Annotated in this window: 18 protein-coding genes and 1 pseudogene; 10 read left to right on the top strand and 9 right to left on the bottom strand. The window is 42.4% G+C overall.

Annotated features, from left to right (window positions below; genetic code table 11):
* Nucleotides 1–219: 219 nt before the first annotated feature.
* The 3 genes from VXQ92_RS05900 to VXQ92_RS05890 form a co-directional block, all read right to left on the bottom strand.
* Complete coding sequence (locus tag VXQ92_RS05900) at nt 220–1,689, bottom strand: carotenoid oxygenase family protein (RefSeq protein ID WP_416680830.1); 1,470 nt, start codon at nt 1,687–1,689, stop codon at nt 220–222.
* 138 nt (nt 1,690–1,827) lie between these two features.
* Nucleotides 1,828–2,145: an NGG1p interacting factor NIF3 gene (locus VXQ92_RS05895; RefSeq protein WP_416680829.1), complete on the bottom strand. Its 318-nt coding sequence runs from the start codon at nt 2,143–2,145 to the stop codon at nt 1,828–1,830.
* A gap of 17 nt (nt 2,146–2,162) precedes the next feature.
* Nucleotides 2,163–3,044 carry a LysR substrate-binding domain-containing protein gene (locus tag VXQ92_RS05890; RefSeq protein WP_416680828.1) on the bottom strand — a complete coding sequence of 294 codons (882 nt, stop codon included), beginning with the start codon at nt 3,042–3,044 and terminating at the stop codon, nt 2,163–2,165.
* A 164-nt stretch (nt 3,045–3,208) separates the two neighbouring features.
* Between VXQ92_RS05890 and VXQ92_RS05885 the strand changes: the two are divergent.
* Nucleotides 3,209–4,952 (top strand): annotated as a pseudogene (locus VXQ92_RS05885) (FAD-dependent oxidoreductase).
* A gap of 40 nt (nt 4,953–4,992) precedes the next feature.
* Here the strand turns inward: VXQ92_RS05885 and VXQ92_RS05880 are convergent.
* The 4 genes from VXQ92_RS05880 to purL all read right to left on the bottom strand — a co-directional run bounded on the left by VXQ92_RS05880 (nt 4,993) and on the right by purL (nt 10,759).
* Nucleotides 4,993–5,628, bottom strand: a complete 636-nt coding sequence (locus VXQ92_RS05880) for a hypothetical protein (RefSeq protein WP_416680827.1) — start codon at nt 5,626–5,628, stop codon at nt 4,993–4,995.
* A gap of 258 nt (nt 5,629–5,886) precedes the next feature.
* Nucleotides 5,887–6,012 carry a KGW motif small protein gene (locus VXQ92_RS05875; protein WP_263600637.1) on the bottom strand — a complete coding sequence of 42 codons (126 nt, stop codon included), beginning with the start codon at nt 6,010–6,012 and terminating at the stop codon, nt 5,887–5,889.
* A gap of 279 nt (nt 6,013–6,291) precedes the next feature.
* Nucleotides 6,292–6,705, bottom strand: coding sequence for a hypothetical protein (locus VXQ92_RS05870; RefSeq protein WP_064096241.1), 414 nt, complete (start codon nt 6,703–6,705; stop codon nt 6,292–6,294).
* A gap of 220 nt (nt 6,706–6,925) precedes the next feature.
* A complete protein-coding gene (gene purL / locus VXQ92_RS05865) occupies nt 6,926–10,759 on the bottom strand; it encodes a phosphoribosylformylglycinamidine synthase (RefSeq protein WP_416680826.1) in 3,834 nt (1,277 codons plus the stop codon).
* Between the two features lie 1,305 nt (nt 10,760–12,064).
* Between purL and VXQ92_RS05860 the strand changes: the two genes are divergently transcribed.
* The 5 genes from VXQ92_RS05860 to ruvB all read left to right on the top strand — a co-directional run bounded on the left by VXQ92_RS05860 (nt 12,065) and on the right by ruvB (nt 17,333).
* The gene (locus VXQ92_RS05860) at nt 12,065–13,702 is read left to right on the top strand and encodes a sodium:solute symporter family transporter (protein WP_416680825.1); all 1,638 of its coding nucleotides are present in this window, start codon (nt 12,065–12,067) and stop codon (nt 13,700–13,702) included.
* An 11-nt stretch (nt 13,703–13,713) separates the two neighbouring features.
* Nucleotides 13,714–13,845: a putative transporter small subunit gene (locus VXQ92_RS05855; RefSeq protein WP_212839209.1), complete on the top strand. Its 132-nt coding sequence runs from the start codon at nt 13,714–13,716 to the stop codon at nt 13,843–13,845.
* 194 nt (nt 13,846–14,039) lie between these two features.
* The gene (locus VXQ92_RS05850) at nt 14,040–15,380 is read left to right on the top strand and encodes a deoxyguanosinetriphosphate triphosphohydrolase (protein WP_005106412.1); all 1,341 of its coding nucleotides are present in this window, start codon (nt 14,040–14,042) and stop codon (nt 15,378–15,380) included.
* Nucleotides 15,381–15,495: 115 nt separating this feature from the next.
* Complete coding sequence (gene ruvA / locus VXQ92_RS05845) at nt 15,496–16,098, top strand: Holliday junction branch migration protein RuvA (RefSeq protein WP_064096246.1); 603 nt, start codon at nt 15,496–15,498, stop codon at nt 16,096–16,098.
* A gap of 233 nt (nt 16,099–16,331) precedes the next feature.
* The gene (gene ruvB / locus VXQ92_RS05840) at nt 16,332–17,333 is read left to right on the top strand and encodes a Holliday junction branch migration DNA helicase RuvB (protein ID WP_416680824.1); all 1,002 of its coding nucleotides are present in this window, start codon (nt 16,332–16,334) and stop codon (nt 17,331–17,333) included.
* Between the two features lie 174 nt (nt 17,334–17,507).
* Here ruvB and VXQ92_RS05835 read toward each other — a convergent pair whose 3' ends face one another.
* A complete protein-coding gene (locus tag VXQ92_RS05835; RefSeq protein ID WP_416680823.1) occupies nt 17,508–18,176 on the bottom strand; it encodes a hypothetical protein in 669 nt (222 codons plus the stop codon).
* A gap of 141 nt (nt 18,177–18,317) precedes the next feature.
* A complete protein-coding gene (locus VXQ92_RS05830; RefSeq protein WP_416680822.1) occupies nt 18,318–19,547 on the bottom strand; it encodes an acetamidase/formamidase family protein in 1,230 nt (409 codons plus the stop codon).
* A 373-nt stretch (nt 19,548–19,920) separates the two neighbouring features.
* On the opposite strand from VXQ92_RS05830, the gene VXQ92_RS05825 reads away from it, so the two are divergent.
* From VXQ92_RS05825 to tolR, 4 genes are all read left to right on the top strand, one after another.
* A complete protein-coding gene (locus VXQ92_RS05825; protein ID WP_416680821.1) occupies nt 19,921–21,270 on the top strand; it encodes an amidohydrolase in 1,350 nt (449 codons plus the stop codon).
* Nucleotides 21,271–21,539: 269 nt separating this feature from the next.
* Nucleotides 21,540–21,947: a tol-pal system-associated acyl-CoA thioesterase gene (gene ybgC, locus VXQ92_RS05820; RefSeq protein ID WP_004645668.1), complete on the top strand. Its 408-nt coding sequence runs from the start codon at nt 21,540–21,542 to the stop codon at nt 21,945–21,947.
* 27 nt (nt 21,948–21,974) lie between these two features.
* Nucleotides 21,975–22,673 carry a protein TolQ gene (gene tolQ / locus VXQ92_RS05815; RefSeq protein WP_416680819.1) on the top strand — a complete coding sequence of 233 codons (699 nt, stop codon included), beginning with the start codon at nt 21,975–21,977 and terminating at the stop codon, nt 22,671–22,673.
* Complete coding sequence (gene tolR / locus VXQ92_RS05810; protein ID WP_064096250.1) at nt 22,673–23,122, top strand: protein TolR; 450 nt, start codon at nt 22,673–22,675, stop codon at nt 23,120–23,122. Before tolQ ends, tolR begins: the two co-directional genes overlap by 1 nt.
* Nucleotides 23,123–23,124 lie beyond the last annotated feature (2 nt).

Here is a 23,124-nt window from a genome sequence, read left to right as displayed (position 1 = left end):
TCTTTCATCTGCTCTATGATTAGCGGTATAGAGGTCAATGTTAGGCTGAGATTCAGGGACGAGTCTTCTGCCTAACAACAGATTTTGATTGCCTTAGCGAATATATTTCTCATTCCTCAAAGTAATATCCGCCTACCATCAGATATGAATCTTATTCGAGCTTTCTAAGTTAATGCCTTTTAATCACCAAGACAAAGTTTCAAGTTTTTAAGCTCAAACCTAAGAATAGTTAATTCTTAGTTTCCGATAATCAATCCAGTTACAATGAAATCCGACGGGTACACGTACAGGTAAATAAATGGTTGCAATCGGTCCTGCCATCATATGCTGTGCATCCAGAATCACCACTCTGGATGGACTTCCATCTAGAGCATGGATATAAGACATGAGCCAGCCATCATTTTCAGCTTGAGCACCTTCCCGCGCGACAAATATCACTTCGCCTGTCACCCAGTTCTCACCAAAGGAATAGCTTTCTGAATGGCCAGTTTCCAGATCATGACCCAAGAGCATATTACTGCTGACATGATAAGGATCATCAAACTCGCCAAAGGAAATACTATAAATATACCGATGCTTCCGCCTCGTATAAGCATCATTGATCCGTGGAAACTCCTGTTTCGTCCCGGATAATATCGTCCGAGCCACTTTTCCAGTGCCGTGTTCAAAAATGAACCGCTCCAGCCGAATATCCTGATCTTCAATCGGCCCCTGAATCGAACTGACCAATGCTTTGGAGTGCACGACTGCATCCATCACCACATTACCGGAATTCAGATCATAAGCGTTTATGGTATGGAAAATAAAACAGGGATCAATCTTATACCAGCGAATATCAATTGCCTTACCACCAAATGGCAATATGCCAATACGCGCCTGCCGTTTTGGATTCCATTGATATGGCAGCATTGAACCTTTTAAAGCACTGCGAACCGAGAAATTTACATTCAGGTCCAGAATCAGCACCTGAGATTTGGTAATGGCACAATCATGAATCATTGGACCATGTTTCACTGGAATCTCGACCTGATGTTTCAATTTACCTTTTGAATCTATCTGCAGATAAAAAACTTTATTCTGACTTAAAGCATCATAACAAACCGCATGAATATCGCCGGTTTCAGGATCAATATGCGGATGGGCAGTAAATGGCATATCCTGATCATCTTCAAATAAATGATGCCGTCTTGATTCCAGTGCAGCATTCAATTCAACTGGGTATGCTCCTGCTTCAACCAGTGCCCAGATTTTCCCGGCGAAGCTGATGACATTGGTGTTGACAGCATCTGCGACACTCCGGGTTTTGCCGGGAATCTGTGGCCGGTGAAGTTTTTCCTGCACACTGGCGGAACCGATATAACTGCTTTTATACCAATGTGCCTCACCACCCTTCAGTCTGAGCGCATGCAACATGCCATCGCCCGTAAACCAGTGATAGTTGCGTGGGTTTTTGACGTTAATAGGATTCGGACCAATCCGCATCAGTGCGCCATCCAGTTCTGCAGGAATCTGCCCTTCAACTTTCAAGTTTATAGAAAAATGTTCCTGCCGCTCGGGTGCAAATATACCTTCCAGATAGGGATTGTCCGGCGAATACGGAATACGGCTATGCAGGATTTCTGTACCGTATTGAATGGATTTACTGAGCGTATTTTTCCAGACGCTGCTCAGCGGTTTAAGCCATGACATTATTATTTTCCTTATTGTATTTTTTCTATGGATTATTCTGGCAGAAATGATAATAACAAAAGCAGTTTGGCCATTTTTTGAATCTGGACTAACGGCGCGTCAAGTCGAACACGCCGATAAAGCAGTAATAATGTAACTTTAGACTTTGATATCCAGAAGCTGAATAAATTCAAAGGCCGGCTCTTCGTAAGGATGGCTGTCTTTCAGTGCTTTGGCCACTTCGACCGCCTTTTCATCCGGCACCAGAATTTCTACCCGCCATTCTTCTACCTGTTCCAGTTGGCCGACTTCACCAATATGAGGATCTGCACCTTTCTGCGGCTTAAACTGTCCGGTTCCTAAAACCTGCCAGGCACAATTTGTATATTCCCCAATGCCGCCGCCTCCTGCTGCAAATATCGCATTCTTGGTATCTTCCAGGTTTTCGTCTGGTACGTAATAAATCAGCTTTAACATGTATTTTTTCCTGAAATTCAGATATTACTCATATTGTTAAGGGCTTGGGCAATCATCTTCAATGCAGGATTTTGAGAGTTCTTGTTAAATGTTGCATATAAATCCAGTTTTGGTAGCACCTGGTCAGTCTGGATCACTTTTACATGATCATTCATAAAACGAAGTAAATATTCAGGTGCAAAACTAAAGCCCATCCCCATATTGGTCAGATTGATATGTTGCAACACATTGGTCACCCATAAAACCTGTTCATGCTCAAGCTGATCAATGCAGAGTAGTTTATCCAGCTTTTCATAAAATACGGGTGAAGCATTCTGCTCGCACATAATTACATTATGGTTTTTTAGTTCCTGTAATTTCAGGATTCGATCTGTAGAATGTAAGTGCTGAGCGGCTATCAGATAAATTTGCTCGGTTAATAAATGAATATTCTCAAAATCTGGATGGTCCAGATGAAAGCGGGTAATACACAAATCCAGTTCAGCATTTTTTAGCCGCTGAATCTGTTCCATACAGGTCAGGCTATGCAGATGGATTTTTAAGTCCGGCATGTTTTTTTTAAGCTGCGCCAATATCTGAGGCATGACTTTGATTTCTGCCACATTCAGAAAACCAATATGAATCTGATTATTTTTCTGCTGTGCGACCTGGCGTGCTGCTGCCACTGCCAGTTTGGCATTTTCCAGTGCTTTTTCGGCATAGATCTGAAAAGCCTGCCCTTCATCGGTGAGTTTGACTTTTCTGGATGAACGATCAAACAGCATGACGCCTACTTCCTGCTCCAGATCCTTAATTTGCTGGCTTAAGGACGGCTGGGCGGTAAACAGTTTTTCGGCAGCCTTGGTAAAACTTTGTTGCTGCGCCACAGTGATAAAATAGCGTAAATGTCGAAGTTCCATATCTTACTCTATCCAAAACACCACGTCATATTTGTATATGCAGTGAAAATATCTATAGGCAGATAGTTTATATGAATAGCTCTATAGCCTGCGCTGAATTTTGCCTAGACTCCTCAGCTAATAGATAGATTGTTCATGTAATAGCGACATTCATGGAGTATGTAATGGCACAGCAATATGACACCGATGTTTTGGTGATTGGTACCGGTCCTGCAGGTTCAACATTAGGTCTGGCCCTGGCCAATTATGGCATCAAAGTACAGCTATTTACCCAGTTTTAGCTGGTTGGCCAATAGCCCACGTGCACATATTACCAATCAACGTGCCATGGAGGTATTACGTGATTTAGGTATTGAAGAGCAGGTCAAAGAGATCGCTACACCTTGGGAGCAGATGGGTGAAAGCCTGATTACCACCAGTCTGGTCGGTGAAGAAATTGCCCGTTTAAGTGCCTGGGGTACGGGCGATGAACGTCATGGCGATTATATAAAAGGTAGCCCATGTCCTTTAGTTGATTTGATCCAGCCCAAAATGGAAGCCTTGCTGGTTAAGAATGCTGCTGAGCGTGGTGCGATTTATAATTTTAATACTGAATATCTGTCGCATGTGCAGGACGAAGCTGGCGTGACAGCCACTTTCCTCAACCGGATTACCAACACTGAATTTAGCTTGAGAGCGAAATATCTGGTGGGAATGGATGGGGCAAAATCCCGTGTGCTGGAACAGCTTGATTTACCTCTTGAAGGTATAATGGCACGAGCCGGCACAGTGTATGTGACCTTTAAAGCTGATCTTTCTCAATACGTGCAACACCGCCCTGCTATTCTGCAATGGATTGTCAATCCTGAAGCCAGCTTTGGCGACCTCGGTATGGGATTGTTACGTGCTATTACGCCATGGAATGAATGGATTATGGGTTGGGGCTTTGACATTTCCAAAGGCGAACCACAAGTGACTGAGGAACAGGTACGTGCCCGCCTGAATGCCTTCGTCGGTACTGAAGTTGAAGAAGTCGAGATTCAGAAACTGTCATACTGGTATGTGAACCAGACCTGGGCAACTGAATATTCTAAAGGCCGTGTATTCTGCGGAGGTGATGCAGTGCACCGTCATCCACCTTCAAGCGGATTAGGTTCAAATACCTGTATGCAGGATGCCTTTAATCTGGGCTGGAAACTGGCATATGCTGTGAAAGGCTGGGCTGTGCCTGCCCTGCTGGATTCCTATACGGCTGAACGTGCACCGGTGGGTAAGCAGATTGTGGCGCGAGCGAACCAGTCACGTTTTGATTATAAATACCTGAAAGAAGTCTTTGGTTTTGACAATGGTGTAACTACACAAAAACAAATGCTGGAACGTATTTTTGCTGAAACTGAGCAAGGTGCTGAAATCCGCAAAAAACTGTTTGAAGCTTTGGAAATTAAAAACTTCGAATTTAATGCCCAAGGTGTAGAGCTGAACCAGCGCTATAATTCAAATGCGGTGATTGCAGAATCTGAGCCTGAAGCTTTTGAAAAAGATGAGCAGCTTTATTTGCAAGCAACAACGCGCCCGGATGCCAAAGTGCCGCATACCTGGCTGATCAATGCCAAAGGTCAAAAGCAGTCCACGCTAGATATTACTGGTAAAGGTCGTTTTACTCTCCTGACGGGTTTATCTGGCAAAGGCTGGAAACAGGCGGCTGAAGCATTGAAACTGCCATATCTGGATGTGATTCAGATTGGTTCACGTGACTATCGTGATGTGTATGGCACCTGGAATGCAAAGTCTGAAATTCATGAATCTGGTGCAATCCTGGTTCGTCCAGATGGTTATGTAGCTTGGCGTTATCAGGACAATACTAATGATGCTTTTGATTATGAACATACGTTGAAAGCGGTATTAAAGCTGGTTCAATTAACTGTTTAATTTGATAAAAAAGACCATCGAAAGATGGTCTTTTTTATATTCAAGCCTCATCTAACTTAAGTTTTATCTCATAAAGTTCAGCATATACATCTATCGCTTTGATAATGTCATCTTTCTCAGTTTGAAAATCTGGCTCTGGTCTTCTATTTGTGTAACTATCTCTAATTACATCATCACTCAAGGCAATATATAAGTAAGTCGCTTTTTCACAATCAGTAAACTCATTATTAAATTCTTTTTGTTTTTTATGAATAAAGCTTAATTTATTATACTGAGCAATCACTATTACTTGTAAAGATTTTTCTAAATCAGCTTTTAATTCTTTTATACAATCAAATTTTTCAACTTCTTTAAAGATATGAATAAACTTTTTAGCTCTACTTTCTACCTTTGAAGGACCTGCTAACCCTCCTGACAATTCAGTGCTTGTTTGAATTAAAATGCGAAATAACTCTGTACGACCTTTTCTTAATTCTTTTAACTTAACTCCATTCCCTACAATTGAGAACTCCTGGACCTCAGCAGCAAAAGCTATTATTAATCCTATTGCGGCAAATCCTAGAGATAAAGTAACAAACTCAGCTCCTGAAAGTTTCTCAAGATCGATAAGAAGCCATAAACTACTCCCCATACCCAAAATGGCAACAATAAGTCCCCAAACGATATTTTTCTTCAATTTAATCAACCTAAATTTATTTTAGTTCAAACACTTATAACAAATTATAAATATACCTTATTTTCAAAGATTAAATCTAATTACCTACATTACGATATGGATATCGCCCGTCAGACTGTAAGACATGGACGTTCCATCAGTCTGACAAAGAATTTTGGTTACTTTACGAAATATATTTCTCATCCTTCAAAGTAACAATTCTATCTACACACCATACGTAAAAAGCCACCTCTCGGTGGCTTTTTCTAAATCTAAATATCAAGAACCCTGCATCAAACAACTGCCGAGTACAAACAATATTTGTAGGCTAACAACAAAGCCAAACAACCACCAACCTTTCTGACGCATTGTCGCCCTATCCATTATTCTAAATGTCTTTATCATGTCATCACCTCATACTTGAGAATTGATACTGAACCGATCTATTCCATCTTTCTTTTATAGTGCAATAAAGTTGTGCATAAAATATACCTTAACACTTTATCTATCATATGAAAGCAAAATTCAAACCAGATCAGCAGGAGAAATAAAATTAAAAAATCAAAATATTTAAAAAACAAAAAGCCACCCAAAGGTGGCAATTCATGAAGCTAGTCTAAATAAAAATCTTTATATTATCCAGCTATAAGTATTTCTACTAGATCATCTTACCTAAGTAAAGTATTAACAGGCCCGCCAAAATGGTCCTTCTGGACGCGGGAATTCACAGTTAAATGGTGAATTATTAAACCAGCCTGCATCAGTATCCCATTCCAATTCTGCCAGATTCAGTTGCTGCTGCTCGTTATATGCCTTAAACGCCATGTTATAACATGACTGGAAAGTTGGATTATTTACACGCGCCTCATATTGCTGGTCAAATTGGGTACGTTGTGCTGGAGGTAGCTGGCTAATGGTAGGTAGCTGAGACATAAGTTTAGCTGCTACAGGATCACATTGCTGAGCCATTTGTACTTGTAAGGCTAAACGTTTTTTCGCTTTTTCTTGTGCACGCTCCGCTTTTTGCTCGGGTGTCATCGCACAAGCAGCTAGAAATACACAAGTCGCTGTTAAACAAAACAGATTTATTCTTTTCATCTTGTGGACCCTCAGGGTTTTTAATTTTTCGAGTTTTAACAAATAGCTTACTCTTCTCATGCCTTTTTATATTTATGATTTTTGATAGTCTTATGGTTAATTTGTAACCTATCTATATATATTCAGTAGAATAATTAATAAATCATTCAGCTTTCTCTGAAAGCGGATATTCCAATAAAAAGGGCCGCTTTTGCGACCCTTTCTTGAAATTTAAAATGGATTAACCAATAAACTTACGTGCATTACGGAACATACGTAACCAGGCACCATCCTGATCCCAGTCTTCCGGTTTCCAAGAATGCTGAATCGCTCGGAAGTTACGTTCCGGATGTGGCATCATAATCGTTGCACGACCATCCTGCGACGTTACACCAGTAATACCTTCTGGTGAACCGTTCGGGTTCAATGGATACTGTTCAGTTGCATTGCCATGGCTATCGACATAACGTAAAACGACCTGATTCGATGCATTCAGTGCAGCAAAGTTTTCCGCAGTTGCAACTGCACGACCTTCACCATGCGCTACAGCGATCGGTAGAATCGAACCCTGCATATCTTGCAACAAGACAGAATTCGATTTTTCTACACGTACGTTGACTGCACGTGCTTCAAATACTTCTGACTTATTACGGTAGAAACGAGGCCAGTGTTCAGCACCCGGAATCAGTGGAGCCAATTGGGACAACATCTGGCAACCATTACAGATACCTAATGAGAAAGTTTCCTGACGGTTAAAGAATTTCTCAAACTGGTCACGTAACTTGGCATTGAATAAGACTGATTTTGCCCAGCCGCCGCCTGCACCCAGCACGTCACCATACGAGAAACCACCACAAGTTACCAAGCCTTCAAAATCATCCAGACTGATACGACCTGCCAGCAAGTCACTCATATGTACGTCAACCGTATTGAAGCCCACTTTGTCGAAAGCTGCGGCCATTTCTACATGACCATTCACGCCCTGCTCACGCAGAATTGCCATATTTGGACGACGCAAATTAATGAAAGGCGCTTCAACAGGTTCGTTTAGGTCGAATGTCGGTTGAGCAATAATACCTTGGTGTGCTTTATCAGTAATTAAAGCAAATTCCTGATCCGCCGTTTCCACATTGTCACGCAGGCGCTGGATTTGATGTGATACTTCAGTCCAGGCCACCTGTAGATTGCTACGTTCAAGTACCAGACCATTTACAAACAACTGGTCAGAGTTATTTACAGTACCCACCACTGTAATTGCATCTTTAAGCGTAGATGCTGCAACTTCAGCTTGTAATGCATCCCAATCTGCTTTCGAGATTTGCAGCACTGCACCGATTTCTTCAGCGAATAAGCTTTCAGTTGATTGATCTTCTAGTGCGACACCAAGACGTGAAGCGAACATCATTTCTGCAACAGTCGCAACCAAACCACCATCACCGATGTCATGGTATGCCTTGATCAAGCCACGGTTGTTCCAGTCTTGAACCAATGCGAAGAATGCTTTGAAGTCATCGAAGCTATCCACATCAGGCGTAACCGAACCAATCGCTTTGTATACCTGCGCCAGAATCGAACCGCCTAAACGGAACTGACCTTTAGACAGATCAATACGAACCAGTACAGATACAATATCTTTCAGTTCAGGCGTCAATGTCTTGCGTACATCAGTTACTGGTGCAAATGCAGTAATCACGCCTGACATTGGAGAAGTCACAGATTTGTCTTCACCTTCGTCATTCCAGGTGGTACGCATAGACAATGAGTCTTTACCCACCGGAATTGCAATACCCAGAGCCGGACACATTTCCATACCGATAGCTTTTACGCCTTCGAATAATGCCTGGTCTTCACCTTGTTGACCGGCAGCCGCCATCCAGTTTGCAGACAGTTTGATATCGCTGATTTTTTCAATCTTCGCAGACATGATGTTCGAGATCGATTCAGCAACTGATAAACGTGCAGACGCAGCAGGATTCAACAAGGCTACTGGTGGACGTTCACCCATTGCCATTGCTTCACCGGTGTAACCCACCAAGCTTGTTGTAGTCACAGCAGCATCCGCGACAGGAACCTGCCAGCGACCAACCATCTGGTCACGCGCAACCATACCGGTAATTGAACGGTCACCAATGGTGATCAGGAACGATTTAGAAGCAACAGTTGGATTCTTGATAACACGGTAGATTGCATCTTTCAGATCAGTGACTTTAGCCGCGTCAAAGTCATCGCCTTTGCGTTCAATCGTTTCATATGAACGACTCATACGTGGCGTACCACCAAGCATCACCTGCATTGGCATATCCACCGGCTTGTTGCCGAACAATGGATCTTCAACGGTTAAATGACGTGCTTCAGTCGCTTCACCCAGTACTGCAAACGGACAACGTTCACGCGCACAGATCGATTCAAATAATTCTAAAGAAGATGGACGAATCGCCAAAACATAACGTTCTTGCGCTTCGTTTGACCAGATTTCCATTGGAGACATACCTGGCTCAAGCGATGGAATCTTACGCAGATCCAGCACTGCACCAAGCTCGTGGTCATTCACCAGTTCAGGCATGGCATTGGAAATACCACCCGCGCCTACATCATGCACCGACACGATTGGGTTGTGATCTTCCATGCGCCAGCAGGTATCAATCACTTCTTGGCAACGGCGTTCCATTTCCGGATTTTCACGTTGTACCGAAGCAAAGTCCAGGTTCTCGCCCAATTTACCGCTGTCTACAGAAGACGCTGCACCACCGCCTAAACCAATAAGCATGGCTGGACCACCAAGAACGATCAATAAATCGCCCGGCTGAATCGGATCTTTTTCAACGTGATCCGGACGGATATTCCCGTAACCACCGGCAATCATGATTGGCTTATGGAAACCTTTAACATCGCCATTGACGTTTTGTTCAAAGGTACGGAAGTAACCGTTTAATGCAGGACGACCAAATTCGTTGTTAAACGCTGCACCACCCAATGGGCCTTCAATCATAATTTGAAGTGGAGATGCCATACGAGATGGTTTGCCGTAGTTTTCTTCCCAAGGCTGTTCAAAGCCTGGAATATTCAGGTTAGAAACAGTGAAACCTGTTAAACCTGCTTTTGGTTTACCACCCCGACCAGTTGCGCCTTCATCACGGATTTCACCGCCTGAACCTGTCGCAGCACCGGCAAATGGTGCAATCGCAGTCGGGTGATTATGCGTCTCTACCTTCATCAGGATATGTGCAGCCTGACTCTTGTACTTATAAACGTGTTGTCCACTATTTTCCAGGGTTGGATAGAAACGTTGCGTATCAAAACCCACAATCACTGAAGCGTTGTCTTTATAAGCTGACAATACGTCTGTTGGTGATTCTTTATACGTATTTTTGATCATCTGGAACAATGACAATGGCTGAACTTCACCATCAATTGTCCATTCTGAACCGAAGATTTTATGACGGCAATGCTCAGAGTTGGCTTGTGCAAACATCATCAGTTCAATGTCATTCGGATTACGACCCAGCTTGATGAAAGCTTCAGTCAGGTAATCAATTTCGTCCATTGATAATGCGAAACCAAATTCATTATTGGCTTTAACCAGCGCTTCTTTACCTTCCCCCAGAATATCAATGGAGTTCAATGGTTTGGGCGCCGTTTCCACAAATAATACCGCTGCATCTTCAATCGCGTTGAATACGCTTTCGGTCATACGGTCGTGCAGGACCTGTAGAGCCTCTTTGGAAAGCTCTTTTGTGCCTTTCAAAGTAAATAAAACGCCGCGTTCTAAACGATGAACCGGCGTATTACAGTTTTTGAAAATATCCGTCGCTTTAGAGGACCAAGGAGAGATGGTTCCGACGCGCGGTGTGACTAAAATCTGAATTTCATCACTTGCAGCCTGGTGCAATTCAAAAGATTGACCATCGTTGAGAAGCTGTAAAGCTGATTGCTGTTGTTGCTCGCTGAGCGCTTGGTCAAAGAGGTAGACCCATTGACTTTCAATTGATTGAACAGAACTAATTGACGTCAAACGCGATAATAGTTGAGTTTTCTTAAAAGAAGAATGTGCGGGTGCACCGGCAACGATAAACATGCTGATTTTGGCTCCACGGGATGGTCTGAACAACCATGCCACAATGTGACTTGAGAGAGCGCATATTCTACTGTGAAATAAGGAAATCGGCTAGATGCCAAATCAGAAAACTATAGCTGAAATACCCTGGACTTTTAAAAAATTTTGTTTATTTTCAGTCAGGAAAATTGAATGTAGTCGCACAGGTTATCACATTTTTTTAAAGAAAAATCAAAACCAGTTCAGAATAATTTTATATATAAAAATTGTATTATTTTTCAACAACAATCATGACAAATTCTTGTTCAGATTGTATGGCTATAACTTGCCAAAACTCCTGTATAAAACAGAATAAAATACTTAAGAACCAGGTTTTTCATGAAGTTCTATTTTTGCACGCTGTTTTTAATTATTTTGATTGACTCTCACCTTTCACCCTCAAGATTAGAAAATTGGTTAAAGGTCTTCTGCCGTTCTGCACTACAAGGAACAGTTCTCTGCCCATCTCCTCCATTAGGGCACTAGAGGCAAATTACCACCCTCTATAAACGAATAATTAATACTGAGTGGTATTTTAATTTAACATAATCTTCAGAACAAAAACCGAACATCTATTCTCATCTTCTAAAAGAATAAAAATAAAATTCCTTATTTGATCCTTTTATTTTTTCATATTTGATGTTTATCTTCTTAGATCATAATTAAGTAAAATTTACTGATCTAAAAGACCAAAGATTATATCGATAAAATTACCCCATCATATCCAATATTTTGAAATTTCATCACTTATTCATTAGTTCTATTATGCGTAAAAAGCACAATATAAATAGCAAAACACCACTCGTATTTATGAAAAAATTTACCAGTAATTATGAGGACTATCTAAAAAAATAATGAAGAAATGATTAATAATAAAATTTTGTTACCTTTTTTATTTAATCCGTATTCTCAGTTTTTATTTAACTCAAAAATTTTAAAATAAATATTTGTAATTGCTAAAAAAATGACAAAAAAATATTTTTTTATTCAAAGGTAAGAGTAACGAGCTTACATCTCTATATCAGCCAGAAATCTTACAAAATAGATACTTCATCAGTAAATTTGATGATTTTATGTTAGGCTCTTGCTCCATTGCTGAGAAAACGTCCAAATTCCGGGCCTGGCAATGGTTTTTCCTTTCTGCTGTAGAGATGAATATAAATTCTATATTCGGACACTCACTTTTTGATGTTCTATAGCTTCACTGCTCTGTCTATTTTAGAGCCTTAATCTGTCACCAATGATTTAACTTTCAAAAACAAAAGGTGACCCGCTTAAGGAGTATGTATGTTTCAGTTCACTAGTACAGCAACTGTACTATTGATGGTGCTTTTCTATGGCATCACCTTTCTACTATCGTTACGCATTAAACAGAAAAATGAAAATGTCGATGGCTACATGGTTTCGAATGGCTCCATCGGATTTGGAATGTCTGCTGCCAGTATGACCGCCACCTGGATCTGGGCTGCCTCGTTTTATGCAGCAGCTTCATCCGGATATACATACGGCGTGTCTGGTGCCCTCCACTATGGTTTGTGGGGTGCGCTGATGATTTTATTTATCTATCCCTTTGGCAAGCGCTTTCGTGAACTGGCACCTAATGCACATACTTTGGCAGAAATCATGCATGCCCGGCATGGCAATCAAAGTCAGATGATTCTGGCAGGTTCCAATATTGTGGGTAGCGTGATCAGCCTGATGGTGAACTTTACCGCTGCCGGGGCACTGGTTGAAATTTTATCTCCTTTAAGCTTTATCCATGGCGTGCTGATTACTGGTATCGGTGTACTGTCCTATACCCTCTGGTCGGGGTTCCGTTCCTCAGTCTTTACCGATTTTGGTCAACTGGTGGCAATGATTGTCGCGGCTGTGATCATTATTCCAACCTTATTCTTTACCTTAGGTGGGCCATCCCTGTTTCAAAGCGGAATTCATCACCTGCAACCGGAACAGCTGGATTTTTTCTCTAAAACAGCCTTTTTGGAACAAGGCGCACCATTTTTTGTTGCCGTATTGGCCTATGCGATTGGTAATCAGACCATTGCCCAGCGCCTGTTTGCAGTCCGTGAAGACCTGATCAAACCGAGTTTTATCACTGCAACCATTGGTTATGCTGCAATTGTCATTGGTCTAGGCATGCTTGGATTACTGGCACTATTTGCAGGTATTCAACCCATTGATGGCAACCTGAATAACCTGATTCCACAAATGGCAGCGACTTATCTTTCGCCATTTATGGTCGCGCTGTTATTCATCATGGTGATTGGAGCCCTGTCTTCTACCGCTGACTCGGATCTGTCTGCTCTGTCTGCGATTGTCATGACGGACATTTATGGCAAACAGATTGCGAAAAACCGCCCTGATCCAAAGAAAATGCTATTTATTGGCCGTATGACCATGATCGTTGCCACCATGCTTGGAATTTTGATTGCCACCTTGAAATTTGACATTTTGTCGATGCTGATTTTTGTGGGTGCGCTTTGGGGCTCTATTGTATTCCCGGTGATTGTCAGCCTGTATTGGGACAAGGTGAATGCCCGGGCCTTTAACTGGTCAGTGGGCCTGGCATTTTTCAGCTTTCTGATAGTACGTTTTGAATGGCTTCCGATTCAGGGATTGATCGCACTTGGCTTTGAACTCGTTGCGACCCTGGGGATTGGTGTGGTGCTGGGTTTGATGACCTTTGGTTTCTTCGGCAAGAAAGTGGGTCTGGTCGTTGGCATATTGGCCAGTATTGGCTTCATGCCATGGACCATCGGCTTCTTGCGTGAATACGGCACCTTGTTAAGCTCACTGACAGCGTATGGCAGTAGTGCGCTGGTATGTACTGTGTTGACGCTACTCTACAGCAAAGAAAAATTTGATTTTAAGCAAATCAACAAGATGGTGATTGAATTTCACCAGCTATCTGAGAAAAGTAAATAAGGAGATTTCAGATGACAAGTCAATTATTGACCCTATATGTACTTTTTTGGCCATTAGTGGCAAGCCTGGTCCTGTTCACGATTTGCCTGAATGTCTATAAAGACACACAACAGGCCAAGAAGAATGGTAAAGAGCTAATCTGATTCTTTACCGTATAAAAAGCAGGTTTAATAGCCTGCTTTTTTATTGTTCATTTGATAGTTTCAATTTTTAATTCTCAGTCTTTTACAGCTGGCTAAAATAACCATATGCAGCATGACAATTCATGTCGCACTGCCCTAGTGCCCGAACCAGTTTTTTGGCATGATGCAAATAGTGGATCACTGAATAATGATAAATGACTCAAATGCGTTGGTTAGAACTGCTTTCGACAGTTCGGATTGGTAGTAAAAAGCAGAGCACTGAACTGGCACGCAGCCCGTTTCATAAAGATTATGACCGTATTATTTTTTCGCAAAGCTTCCGGCAATTAAACCGCAAAACCCAAGTCCATCCACTGACCCAGCATGATGGTATTCATACCCGTTTGACCCATTCGCTAGAAGTCTCCTGTATTGGCCGTTCACTCGGTATGCTGGCTGCAGAGAAAATCAAAGATAATTTACCTGCCTGGATTTCTCCGGCTGATGTCGGTGCCATCATTCAGGCCGCCTGTCTGGCACATGATATCGGTAATCCACCTTTTGGGCATGCCGGTGAATACGCCATTCGGGAATGGTTTGACGATGCATCTCATACCGACTTTTTAAAAGATTTGAGTCCTGAACAGGAAGCCGATGTACGCCAGTTTGAAGGCAATGCCCAAGGCCTGCGCCTGCTGACCAAGATCGATTACCATCCTTATGATGGCGGCATGCGCCTGACCTATGCCACGCTCGGTGCCTATCTTAAATATCCGTGGCTCTCTGAGGCGATTGACCCGACTGGCAACACCCCTGCCAGCCGACGTCCTAAATTTGGTTGTTACCAGTCTGAAAAAGAGATTTTGCAGGAAATTGCTGAACAGCTAGGATTAATCCAGCTTGGTGAATATCATTATTGTCGTCATCCGCTGACCTATCTTCTAGAAGCTGCGGATGATATCTGCTATGCCCTGATTGATCTGGAAGATGGTATTAGCCTGAATATGCTCAGTTACACCGAAGTCGAGCCAGTTTTCCTGAACTTGCTGGGAGAATATGGCACACCTGAAGAAATCAATCTGCCTAATACCACCTGGCAACAAAAAATTGCCGCCTTACGTGGTCGGGTCATGAAACGTCTGGTAGATGAAGTCACCACAGCCTTTGCCCGACATCAGCAGGAAATTCTGATGGGCCAATTGCAAGGCTCATTGCTGGGTTATTGTAGTGCCGACATTGAGATTGGCATTAACCGGGCCAAAGAACTGGCGCGAGACAAGATCTTCGAACATCCGCAAAAAGCCGGTCTGGAAATTATCGCGCATCAAAGTCTGCAAACGATTCTGGATGCCTTTATTCCACTGACCACGCCGCACAAAACTTTAAGCTTTAAAGAGCAGCGTTTAATGGCTATTTTAAAACGCTCGGGTGCGCAGTTTAGCGCTGATCATTATGACAACATTATGCAGGTGCTAGATATTGTCTCCAAGTTCTCGGATCATCAGGCTTATAATCTGGCGCAGGAACTGCATGGCAATAAAGCCGGGTTACTCTAATGCGAACGAGCGCCTGATGAAAATCTCAGCAAAATCACTGCTTTTAACTGATAGAGTTTTGCCTTTATCAAAAATGCTGACTACTATGCCTGTATTAAATTTGAGTATATAAAAAATGATTGGATGCCTGATTGGGGAAGTGCTGGCGCTGGAAGCACCGACTGTTTTATTAAATGTGAACGGCGTAGGTTATGAGATTGACACCCCTTTAACCACTTTCTGTCAGTTGCAAAAAGGCCAGAAAATTACCCTGTGGACCCATCTGGCTGTTCGTGAAGATGCCCAGTTACTTTATGGCTTTATCAATGCGCAAGAAAAAACCATTTTCCGTACCTTATTAAAGGTGAACGGCGTTGGTCCGAAAATGGCGCTTGGTATCCTTTCCACTTTAAGTGTGGAAATGCTGATCCACACCGTTGAACATGAAGATATCAATACTCTGGTCAAGGTTCCGGGGGTGGGTAAAAAGACTGCAGAACGCCTGATGATTGAATTACGTGACCGCTTTAAAGCCATGGCTTCAGGTGCTGCACCAAGTAATTCAACTGCACCACAAATTCAGTTTATGAGTAATTCAGCCGTGGCTGAAGCGGAAGCAGCATTACAGTCGTTGGGCTATAAACCTGCTGAAGCACAAAAACTGGTGAATGCTGCCAAAGGTGAATTTACTGAAGCCAGCGATATTATCCGCGCTGCATTAAAGTCGATGAATAAGTAATAGCACAGATACTGGATATAGAATTTATGCCAGTATCAGAATCTGCCTAGCGACATGGATGTCGCCTGCTAAACTGTGCGATCAGGATGTAGCATCAGTTTAACAAATGGGTTTTGTTACTTTTGCCCAGTCAAAAGTAAGAGCATGCCGACTTAATGGCATAGAAATTCCAAGAGCATTTTGAGGCTATGACTTTATTCACCTCAAATAAACCATAGAGATTAACTCAAAAGATGCAAGACCGTCTCATCAGTGGTTCTGAAAAACCCGAAGATCACTTTGATCGTGCCATCCGTCCGACTTCCCTAGATGACTATATCGGTCAGCCGGTGGTCCGTGAGCAAATGGAAATTTTCATTGGCGCAGCCCGTGGCCGTGAAGAAGCTCTCGATCACACGCTGATCTTTGGCCCGCCAGGTCTGGGTAAAACGACATTGGCCAATATTATTGCCCGTGAAATGGGGGGCAATCTCAAGTCAACCTCTGGCCCGGTACTAGAACGTGCCGGTGATTTAGCAGCCATGCTAACGAATCTGGAAGAAGGCGATGTCCTGTTTATTGACGAGATTCACCGTCTTTCACCGGTCATTGAAGAAATCCTGTATCCGGCGATGGAAGATTATCAACTCGACATCATGATTGGTGAAGGCCCGGCTGCCCGTTCGATTAAACTGGATTTACCGCCATTTACCTTGGTAGCAGCCACCACACGTGCCGGTCTACTCACCTCTCCGCTGCGTGACCGTTTCGGAATCGTGCAACGTTTAGAGTTTTATTCGGTTGAAGATTTAACCCATATTGTCAAACGTTCAGCCAACTTGATGGATGTACCGATGACTGGAGATGGCGCAAAGGAAATTGCCCGTCGCTCACGAGGTACACCGCGTATTGCTAACCGATTGTTACGTCGAGTTCGTGATTACGCTCAGGTCAAAGGAACGGGGGAAATCAATCAGGATATGGCCCAACGTGCTTTAGATATGCTCAAAGTCGATAAAAATGGTTTAGACACACTCGATCGTCGTTACTTGTCAATGTTGCTTGAGCGTTTTGATGGTGGTCCTGCCGGTGTTGAAGCCTTGGCTGCTGCCATGGCAGAAGATTCTGGTACGTTGGAGGATGTGATTGAGCCTTACTTGATTCAGCAAGGTTATGTGATGCGTACTGCGCGTGGTCGTATCGCTACCAATATGGCGTATTTGCAGTTTGGGATGACGCCACCTGAATCGAAATAGAAGTGGTAATAAAAGCAGCTTAGGCTGCTTTTTCATTTATTATTATTTTAAATTCCTCACCAATCATACGACTATAGACTCCCAATACACCCAACCTATCTTTATTTTCTAATGAATTAATATGTTCATTAGAATCAGAATAAAGCTCCTTGCTTATTTCATCAGTATCTCGAACTATTCCTGTTTTTTATATTTAGTAAGAGCTTCTTTTGAGCTTATATTGAGATATTCCTTTTTGGTATCTTGAGCTGTTTGATTGAAAAAATCAGAAAAATGAATAATTTTATTATCTGTGAGGGCATAGGATTCAAGAAATAAAGCAATATGACTCGTCAATATGACACTTTCTTCAATCAACAAAGAAATTTGATCTAAACATTTTCCTGCCTCGGTTTTATCATCTATCTTTACATTTTTGGGAAAATGTAAATATTTCTCTTGAAATCTATCGAGTTTAAACAGTAACTCTATATTTTTTGACATATAACTCTGCGCTAGCAGTCTAAAACTATCAATCCATTGTACTTTTTGGAGGTTTTTTTGCTCTCTATCCTGTAGAACTAATTGTTGATTAAATAGCTTACTGTTTAAATCCAATGCAGTTGTTTCAGATGATTTAATTTGCTCAACCACAGTTTTAAAAGACATTTCTGTCAATTTAAAACTTTTCCGTCCATACCAATAAGCTAACAAAGTCGCTAAACTGCCTAAAATTAAAGCGATAATTATAGATAAAGCGAAAGATAATATTGCTATGGTATCTGTTGAATGTTGCACATCTAAATACACTTTCTGATCTTTTGGCTGCTGTAAAACCACAGCTTGAGTTTGTTGTTCTTGCACGTTTCCCCACATATTTTAATTTGATTATTTATTTCTTACATACTAAACAGTTTCAGCCGCTTACAAAAGAAAAAGCCAACTGACCATGTCTAAATCAGTTGGCAAAAGCACAAACCTATTTTTCTAAGTTTTATTCAAAAATTATTTCGCGTCTTTTTTAAACTCCTTAAAATCCGCTTTACGAATCATGGCATGAATACCTTTGGTTCGATCGACCACTTGTGACACTTCAAAGTCAGTCGCAGCACTTAAGTAGGCATAGGCAATTTCTTCAGAAATGCCATATTCATTGACCAGAAAACGGATCGCTTCACGGGTGGATTTACGCATGGCTTCATCTAAGTCTTCATCCAGACCCGGCGTAATCCAGAATTCAGCATTTTCAGCCAGCGGCTGTTTAATCTCTGCACCTGGAATTTTATCCTTGCCAGATTTAAGTAAAGTGAATTTTAAAGTCGCACGCGCCGATCCTTCCAAGGCAGTTAAAGCCACCTCGCCATCGCCTTGTACAAAGTGACTATCGCCTGTATAGAATAAAGCACCTGGCACTTGTACAGGATAATAAGCCGTAGCCCCTGCTCCTAATTCATTAATGTCGATATTCCCGCCATAAAATGATGGCGGCACAGAGTGCACAGGCTCACTGGTATTTGGTGCAACGCCCATCGTGCCCATAAACGGATTCAGCGGGAAACGTATCGCTTTGCCAGATTCAGTTTTTAAAACGCCTTCCCATACGCCATCAGCATTTTTCTCAATTGGGGTAAAAATGGACACGTTGCCATAAGCCTCAGGATTGGCTGGAGATGCATGCTCATGTTTCTGACGTTTCGGAAATTCGGGTAAGGTTCCTTTGCCATGACGGTTTGAAATCACGCCATAAGGCACACGCGGTTCAACTTTTAGAATCTCTACCTTTAGAATATCGCCCGGCATTGCCCCTTCTACATAGACAGGCCCGGTAATAATGTGTGGTCCATCTTTATGGAAATCATGTTTTAACTTGGAATTCGTGATCAGCTTGGCTTCGTCCAATACATGCTCAGGCTTGACACCTTTTGAGGTGAAATATTTCTCTGCATTACGGCCCTGATCCTCTAGCAGCCCTTCATGTGAAACTGTATCGAAAGTAACTGTGCTACCTGAAGGGACAGTTAAAACAGGTTTTGCATCTTTATTTGGCAGATAACCCCACGTAATCGTATTCAAGGTACTCGGCACATAATAATGACCTTTATATTCACCACTTTTGAGTAATGTCGGTTTATTTTCCAGCTGTTTTAGTATTTTAAAGTCTTCAGCCCATATGCTTGTCGAAATAAAACTTAAGCTTGAAGCCACTGCCAGAGATAAAGCCAAAGGTTTTAACATGTGTTCAATTTCCGTCATAAAAAATATTACGGAAGAGTGAATGCAATCTAAATGCCAAAATTATTTTAAGACGTTAAAAAATCTTCACTTCATCCAGGCTATAGATATAAATGGAATCATTTTTTCTTTTTCCTAATCATTTTTCATGTGGTTATTTTTATTAGTCTCATACCTTATAAATATAAAAAATCAATTTGGATACATATCTTTACAATGTAAAAGAGCAAATAAAGCTCTTTGAGAACAGCTATTAACATCCAGAATACCTTTAAAGTATCAAAAAATACTTAGAGGGTTTTGCTTGAATTTAGATCAGTATGCCATCCTAAAGAATCACTTTAACCGTTTAAAATTCTTAAGGTTCTCCCGAAGTATGAACATGTATAAGCAGATCTCCTTTTGTCTCCCTCTTCTTTTCTGTAGCCAGTTCAGCCTGGCCGACTGGATTGATGATTCTGTACAAGCTGCTGAAGCACACACCATCAAATTACGCCAGCATATCCACCAGCATCCTGAACTGGGCAACATGGAATTCAAAACCTCGGAACTGGTCCAAAAAGAATTAAAATCCTACGGTATTGAAGTACGTAAAGGCTATGCCAAAACCGGTGTAATCGGTGTATTAAAAGGTGCAAAACCCGGCCCTGTGATGGCCTTACGTGCAGATATGGATGCCTTACCAATTAAAGAAACTGCACCCGTGCCTTTCGCCAGTAAACAAAAAGCGATTTATCAAGGCAAAGAATCTTATGTGATGCATGCCTGTGGCCATGACGCGCATACCGCCATGTTATTGGGTGCAGCCAAAGTGCTGGCCGCCAATAAAGATAAAATTGCGGGTACAGTGGTGTTTGTATTCCAGCCGGCTGAAGAAGGTGGTGCAGATATTGATAACTTTACTCATGGCGATCAGATTGGTTCCCGCAAAATGATTGCCGATGGTGCCTTGAACAGTCCAAAACCTGAAGTGATTTTCGGGATGCATGTAATGGCAGGCATGCCAAGTGGCAATATCTTCTACAAAGATGGTGCGATTTTGAATAGTGCCGATCATCTACGTATTCAGGTCAATGGCAGTCAGGTACATGGTTCCATGCCTTGGGCAGGTAAAGACCCGATTTACGCTTCTGCCCAGATGGTGACCAATTTACAAAGTCTGATCAGCCGTAAAGCTGACCTGACCAAAGGGATGGGGGTGGTGAGTATCGGTAGTATTCAGGGTGGCACCACCGGTAACGTCATTCCAGATCAGGTCAATATGGTCGGTACCATCCGTTCCAATAGTGAAGATGTGCGTCAGGGCATTTTAAAAGACTTGCCAAAAATGCTGGAACACAATGCCGCTGCCAATGACGTCAAGGTGAAAGTCGAAATTGCACCTTATGCACCGGTAACCACCAATGATAAAACCTTGACTGAATTAATGCGCCCGACATTGGCGAGCGTGCATGGTGAAGATAAATTGCATGTTTTAGATAACAATGCCAGCGCCAGTGAAGACTTTGCTTACTATGGCCAGCTTATGCCATCGCTCTTCGTATTTGTCGGTGCCACGCCAGCAGATCAGGATCAGGCAAAAGCCGCACCGAACCACAACCCGAATTTCATTGTCGATGATGTGACCTTGAAAACCGGTGTCGAAAGCCATATCCGTTTTATTCTGGACTATCCAAAAGTGGCCGAGCAGGTTCAGGCCAACTGGAAACAGAAAGATAAAAGTTAATCCTCTGCTACAAAAAATGCGCGGCTCAATAGACTCGCGCATTTTAGTATCTGCTGCTGTTTCATAAATGAGCTGTTAATTGCGCTCTACCCTAACTTACCCACTTTCATCCAGATTTGACATCTTGTGCCATTGGTCTCAAAACTCACAATGCTAAACTTTGAGCCGCTAAATTGCTTGACTTTTGGCAGGAATCCGGCAAATTCTAAGCCTCCTCCTGCATCTAAAAAAACAAGCAAAAATTTCGAAAATCTGCATGGAACAAAACTATGGCGAATCACTTTGAATTCAATATCCGCGTTTATATTGAAGATACTGATGCGGGTGGCATTGTCTATCACGCCAATCATATTCGCTATATGGAACGTACCCGTACCGAATGGTTACGTGCCGCTGGAGTGAGCCATTACTGGCATCAGACAGACTACAACTTTGTGGTGCATAAAATTAATGTTAAATATATGCGTCCGATCCTGATGGATGACTTAATTACTGTTACAGCACGTGTTATTTCATGTAAAGCTTCATCATTTGTATTGCAACAAAATATTTATCGTGGTGAAATCATGCTTGCATCAGGTGAGGTTGAGTTGGCATGTATCAGTGCAGAGATGCGACCACGTCGACTCCCGGATGAAATCCGCGAACTAATTCAAAAAGAATTGGAACAAGACTAAAAAAATTTATTGGCACACGTAACAACTATGGCGACTCAGTTAGAATCATCTCTTCAAGTTTCAGATCTTATTTTACAAGCAAGCCCTGTCGTACAACTGGTGATGCTTTCTCTGCTGTTAGCCTCAATATATAGCTGGTATCTGATTGCCAGGCTCTACATGAGTTATAAAAAAGCCCAGACCGATGATGAACATTTCCAGAAAATCTTCTGGTCTGGTGCTGAACTGAATACTCTGTATAACAATGCACAACTTAATTCTAAACGTACCGGCCTTGAAGATATTTTCTATCAGGGTCTGGGCGAATTCCTGAAACTGAAAAAACGCCATGCGCCAACTGCCCAGTCGATTGAAGGAACAGAACGTATTCTGCGTGTCGGTTTAAGCCGTGACCAAGGTCATCTGGAACAAGGTCTGGGCGCATTGGCGAGTATTGGTTCGGTCGCGCCTTATGTCGGTCTGTTCGGTACAGTCTGGGGCATTATGAATGCCTTTATTGGCCTGGCAGATGTCGATCAGGTAACGCTAGCCACAGTCGCACCCGGTATTGCCGAAGCACTAATTGCAACAGCGATCGGTCTGTTCGCAGCTATTCCAGCGGTATTGGCTTTCAACCATTTTACGGCCAAAGGTGAAACGGTCTACTCTGACCGTGCGCTGTTTGCCGAAGAAATGGTAGCGCTATTGCAACGTCAGTCTGTGGGCGTAACTCAGGACAAAGACTAATGGCGATTCAAGGTTCAGGACGCTTTCAGCGTATTAAAAAGCCACTGAAAAGTGACATGAATGTGGTGCCGTATATCGATGTCATGCTGGTACTTCTGGTGATCTTTATGGTCACGGCCCCGATGATTACCAGCGGCATCAAGGTCGATTTGCCTCAGGCCAACGGTTTGCCGATCGAATCCAAGGATGCGCCGACAATTGTCACACTCAAAGAAGATGGTTCATATTATCTAGAATATAAAAATCAGGCGACTGGTCCGGTCACACTGGAAGAATTAACCCGTACGCTTGTTGATGCACAAACCCAGGCACAAAATGAAAACAAGGTGCTGAATGTCGTGATCAATGGCCATAATACCCGTCCTTATGGTGAGGTCATGGCCTTGATGTCGAGCCTGCAAGATGCTGGCCTTTCTCAGGTCGGTTTACTGACCAAACCCCTAGAATAAAG

The sequence above is a fragment of the Acinetobacter sp. 228 genome, from assembly GCF_048147885.1.
This window is presented reverse-complemented; position numbering and strand designations above follow the sequence as displayed.